Genomic DNA, 4,917 nt, shown 5'->3' with positions numbered 1-4,917 from the left:
TGAAGATACCGAAGCTAACGAAACCGCAATTCAAGAGGTGCTAACTACTTATCAGGAGGAATTCAACGGTGCAGGTGTCGCACAGGTAATTGATGAGGATATTGAAAGCTCTTTAGATCCAAGGATTTTGGAACCAACTGCGCCTTTTATTCAACAAGATTTGTATTTCGGACTGAGCAGACCTGATGGTAGTGAAGTTTCTCAAGCAGAGTTTGAAACCTTTTTAGATGATGTAATTGCACCTAGTTTTGCAGGTTTAACTCTGTTTGATGGTCAAGGACAAGTACGAGATGGCGATACCATTCTCACAGAACCTTCTAAAGTTGTAACTTTATTGCTAGAAGATACCGCAGAAAACGAAGCTGCTGTCAATCAAGTTGTGAGTGAATATGCAGCACAGTTTGGCGGAGCAGGTGTTCTAGAAGTAGTGAATAAAGATGATTTCCAGGTAAGTTTTGGGATAGCAGAGGATCTAATTGAAAACGATCCGACTCCAGAACTGATTCAAGCAGATTTGTATTTTGGTCGGAACTTTGACGGAGGGGAGGTTTCCGACGAGCAATTTCAAACCTTTGTCAGTAATGAAATTGCATCTCGTTTTATAGGTTTAACTCACTTCGATGCTCAAGGACGAGTCCGTGATGAGGATAACAACATTTTGAGCGAACGCTCTAAAGTTGTCACCTTACTGTTAGAAGATACCGAAGCTAACGAAACCGCAATTCAAGAAGTATTGGGACTTTACCAACAAGAGTTTTCTGGTAGTGGGGTAGCACAAACTGTTAATGAAGATGTAGCGATCGCTTTTGAAGTAGTAGAGGATATAATTGAAAACGATCCGACTCCGGAAATAGTTCAAGCTGACTTGTATTTTGGTCGCAACTTTGAGGGAGGAGAGGTTTCCGACGAGCAAATTCAATCTTTTGTCACTGATGAGATTATATCTCGTTTTCCAGGTTTGACTGAGTTCGATGCTCAAGGACAAGTAGGAGATAATGCAGAACGCTCTAAAGTTGTCACTTTACTATTAGAAGATACCGAAGCTAACGAAACCGCAATTCAAGAGGTGCTAACTACTTATCAGGAGGAATTCAACGGTGCAGGTGTCGCACAGGTAATTGATGAGGATATTGAAACTTCTTTAGATGCAACAACTTCAGGAGCAGATAATGTTGAAGGTGATGCTGATGATGACCTTATCAGTGGTCTCGGTGGTGACGATACTATTGCAGGTTTTGCTGGCAATGACGAACTCTTGGGCAACCGTGGTAACGATAGTATTAATGGTGGTGCTGGTGATGATACTCTTAAGGGTGGTTATGAAAACGATACCCTCAAGGGTGGTAGTGGGGAAGATAGTTTAATTGGTTGGATAGGTAATGATGCTTTATTAGGTGGTAGTGGTGATGATAATCTCAGTGGTGGTCAAGGTCGCGATCGCCTGAATGGTGGTGAAGGTGATGATACTCTGACTGGTGGTGCTAGTAAGGATAAGTTTATCTTTGCTGCTAACCAAGCATTCAGCGAAGTAGAATTAGGTGTGGATGAAATTACTGATTTTGTCTCTGGTCAAGATACGATTCTACTTGACTTAACGACATTTACTGCTATTACAACTGAAGCAGGTGCTAGTCTTGGTGATGAATTTGCTACAGTTGATGGTCTTGTTGAGGAAAGTGAAGCTATAATTGTTTATAACTCTATTGATAACGGGTTATATTATAATGCTAATGGTAGCGAAGCTGGTTTCGGAGATGGTGGTTTATTTGCCATTATTTCTGATGAGGTTTTCCCAACAGTAGATGATTTCCTAATTAGAGCATAAAATATATCTGTAGTGGACTGTTTCATCTTAAATGTTGCAATAGAAAAGTGTCTGGAGATTGCTTCACTGTCGTTCGCAATGACAAATCTAATGCACTACTTTAGGTGAAACACTCCAGTAGTGGACCGACACACCTTAAATGGTGCGTTAGATGGGGAGTGTGGTCCGGGTGGGAAGTGTGGTCCGGGTGGGGAGAAAAAGACACCTAGAAACAAAAATAAGAGTGCACAGTTTTAGCTGTGTCAGTCTAGTAGGGTGCGTTGCAACGCACCTTACACCTTAATATTTTTAACGATAGTAGTTGGTTTAAAAGATATTTTCTGACTATTTTCCCTATTAGACATCTCCGATAATCAAAAATCAAATCAATCCCATCCAGATAAATCATCAATTCTTTCCCCCTACTCCCTACTCCCTACTCCCTCTTTTCCGGAGATGTCTATTGACAAATTGCCTAATATGCGACCGAAAAACCTCGCATTCCCAAATCGTATCCCCCATGCTAGAACTAATAGGGAGGCAAATTTAGCAACTTTTATCTAGGATACCACTTTTCAGTTATCAGTGGCTTTGTTGCATGAAAGTAGAGATATAGCTACCGCACTTGCTGCGCATATGTACAACAATAACGTGCGGAAACTGCTGTAACTATTGGACAATAGATAAATAACACATCAATAATTGGGAAAGAGGGCGATATACCTGCCGCAGTTGGGGTGCGGATGCAGCATCGCTTCTCCAAAACTAACCATGTTTGAGAGGCGATCGCTTTGGAGTCAAGACTAAAGTCACGCATATCAAATCATACAACATCTGTAGGGGCGAATGGCCATTTGCCCCTACAGTGGTCTACCGTGCAGGAAAACCGCTATAATATACTTTCAAAAATTCTCTTTTTGGGTATTCTAATTTATGGTCAAGCCACCTAAACAGACCTTATTAGCTGTGCTGAAAATAGCTCTCTTTTCTACTTCTTTGCCTTTAATAGTAACAAGTTTTTCTCCAGTATATCCAGGCACTAAACAAGTTAATAATCTAGTATTTGCCCAAGAAAATGTTGAGTCTAACCCTCAAACTAGTGCTGACCTTGACCAAAAAAAGACAAGTCAACCCACCGAACAAAAAACACAGGAAAAATCGGAAAATTCTGAAGAAAATCAAGATCTGCAAAAGTGGTTAATTTTAATCAAAGAACTAGAACAGTGGTTAATTTTAATCATTGTGCTGATAGGTTTGTATTTCGGAGTTCTCTTGTTTCACCCCCTATGCTTATTGATACTTCCGGCAGAATTCAAGATACCGAAAACACCCATGACTCCAGAATTTAAACTACCTGTTGGTATCTTACGTTTTCTCAAGTATCGCCCCTGGGTACTAGATGCTTGGGTTAAAAAACATCTGGCGACTTTTCAAAGGAAATTTCTGGAGAATGAAACTGTTGAGGAGCGAAAAGATTATGTTTCGCTTCCGGTTGAATTAAATAGTGAAGAAATTGATGAACTGACAGCGGAAACCTTGAGCGAACCTTTTAAAAAAGAAAAGCGAGTGCGACTGTTAATTTGGGGGGAGGGAGGATCGGGAAAAACAACTATTGCTTGTCAAATTGCTAAATGGGCAATGAAAAAACAGCATCAGTCTAAAGCTTTAGCTAAACATTTGATGTTACCAGTTTTAATTGAGAAGGAAATTGATAATGCTGGAGATGGCATCAAACCAATAATGGAAGCAATAATGGCTGAAATTCAGGAGTCGATCGATAACGAACAAATGATAGTCGATGAATTATTGGTTAAACAACTCCTGCGACAGCGCCGAATTTTATTGATAGTCGATCGCTATTCGGAGTTGAGTCAAGCAACTCAAGAAAAATTTAATCCCAATCCTAAGGAGTTTCCGGCAAATGCTTTAATTGTCACTTCTAGAATAGAGGAAAATTTTCGGGGTATTGATATTAAAATTAAAACTCTCCGGTTTGATGGAGGAAAGTTAGCTTACTTTATCGAGCAATATTTGAAAGAGTGCGGTAAGTGGCATTTGTTTGAGGCGGATCAAGAAGAATTTTTACAGGAATGCGCTCAACTTGCACGCATTGTTGGGGAACAGAAGACTATTACTGTTTTGCTGGCAAAGCTTTATGCTGAGAAGATGATTAATAGTAAGGAAAATAATTTGACCTCGGAGCGTTCTCTCGACAATATTCCCGATCTAATACTTAACCACTTAGAAAAGTTGAACCGTCAAGGTGAAAGAGAGACTAAGAGTGAATATCCTACTATTAAACAGGATGCTCAACTAATTGCTTGGAAATGTTTGGAGGAAAGTTATAGATCATCCTATGCGGAGCGGGGAGCAGTGGTTAAAGCTTTTGAACAGTTGGGGAGAAATGATGCAACATTTGCTTCAAAAGCATTAGAAAAGTTAGGCATTAATTCAGAACCTAAAAAGTAGAAAACCTAGTTATTTGGCTAATAAATATTTCACAGAAAAAAAATGATGAAATTAACAGAAATTAGACAAAAAGAATACAAAGCACTAATAGATTCATTAGGTGTTGTGGGAATATTACGTTTTCTCCAATAACTTGATGCAGGTTCGGTCGATTATATTAAGGAAAAATATCAATTATAGGAACCTACATTTGAGGAATTTGAAGAGTTTTACCTACAACAAAACACTACATATTCAAGGAGCAAAAATCAAATGCCTTACAGGGATTTCACATTACCCAAAATCCAACAAGAATTTTCCTTAAAAATCCATGAAAAAGTCGATCTTTTTGCTAATATTCCAGAAGTTCAACCAAGGGAATTTTTAAAACAAACATTACAAAATAACTTACCATTAGCTTTAGCAATTAATACAGAAAAAGCCAGGTCAGAAATGATTATTGCTCCAATTTTAATAGAATTCCGAAAAATCCTGAATAATCAAATTAGCCTGTTTTCAGGAACAGAATTTAACGTCGATACTGCCAGGATTAAACGGTACTTGTGACTTTCTCATTAGTCTAGACCCAGAACAACTATTTATTAAATCTCCAGTTTTTGCTATTGTAGAAGCTAAAAAAGAAAACTTAAACGCCGGATTAGGGC

The 4,917-nt window shown here is 38.8% G+C and carries 4 protein-coding genes; 3 read left to right on the top strand and 1 reads right to left on the bottom strand.

The genetic code is table 11. The annotated features are described in order from the left end of the window. The coding region (locus F6K22_RS31780; RefSeq protein ID WP_293107486.1) for a DUF3574 domain-containing protein at window positions 1-1,825 on the top strand (1,825 nt) is incomplete at its 5' end. A gap of 595 nt (window positions 1,826-2,420) precedes the next feature. Here the strand turns inward: F6K22_RS31780 and F6K22_RS31775 are convergent. After that, window positions 2,421-2,621, bottom strand: a complete 201-nt coding sequence (locus tag F6K22_RS31775) for a hypothetical protein (RefSeq protein ID WP_293107484.1) — start codon at window positions 2,619-2,621, stop codon at window positions 2,421-2,423. 116 nt (window positions 2,622-2,737) lie between these two features. Between F6K22_RS31775 and F6K22_RS31770 the strand changes: the two genes are divergently transcribed. After that, complete coding sequence (locus tag F6K22_RS31770) at window positions 2,738-4,273, top strand: NACHT domain-containing protein (RefSeq protein ID WP_293107481.1); 1,536 nt, start codon at window positions 2,738-2,740, stop codon at window positions 4,271-4,273. A 252-nt stretch (window positions 4,274-4,525) separates the two neighbouring features. After that, window positions 4,526-4,819, top strand: a complete 294-nt coding sequence (locus tag F6K22_RS31765; protein ID WP_293107478.1) for a hypothetical protein — start codon at window positions 4,526-4,528, stop codon at window positions 4,817-4,819. Window positions 4,820-4,917 lie beyond the last annotated feature (98 nt).

It is taken from the genome of Okeania sp. SIO2F4, from assembly GCF_010672385.1.
Taxonomy (GTDB): domain Bacteria; phylum Cyanobacteriota; class Cyanobacteriia; order Cyanobacteriales; family Microcoleaceae; genus Trichodesmium.
Note: the sequence above shows the minus strand (reverse complement) of the source record. Positions and strands in the feature narration are given on the sequence as shown.

Bases quoted from the DNA above. Each gene is read 5' to 3' on its own strand.
- F6K22_RS31775 (WP_293107484.1), bottom strand. From the start codon at position 2,621: ATGCGTGACTTTAGTCTTGACTCCAAAGCGATCGCCTCTCAAACATGG.
- F6K22_RS31770 (WP_293107481.1), top strand. From the start codon at position 2,738: ATGGTCAAGCCACCTAAACAGACCTTATTAGCTGTGCTGAAAATAGCT.
- F6K22_RS31765 (WP_293107478.1), top strand. From the start codon at position 4,526: ATGCCTTACAGGGATTTCACATTACCCAAAATCCAACAAGAATTTTCC.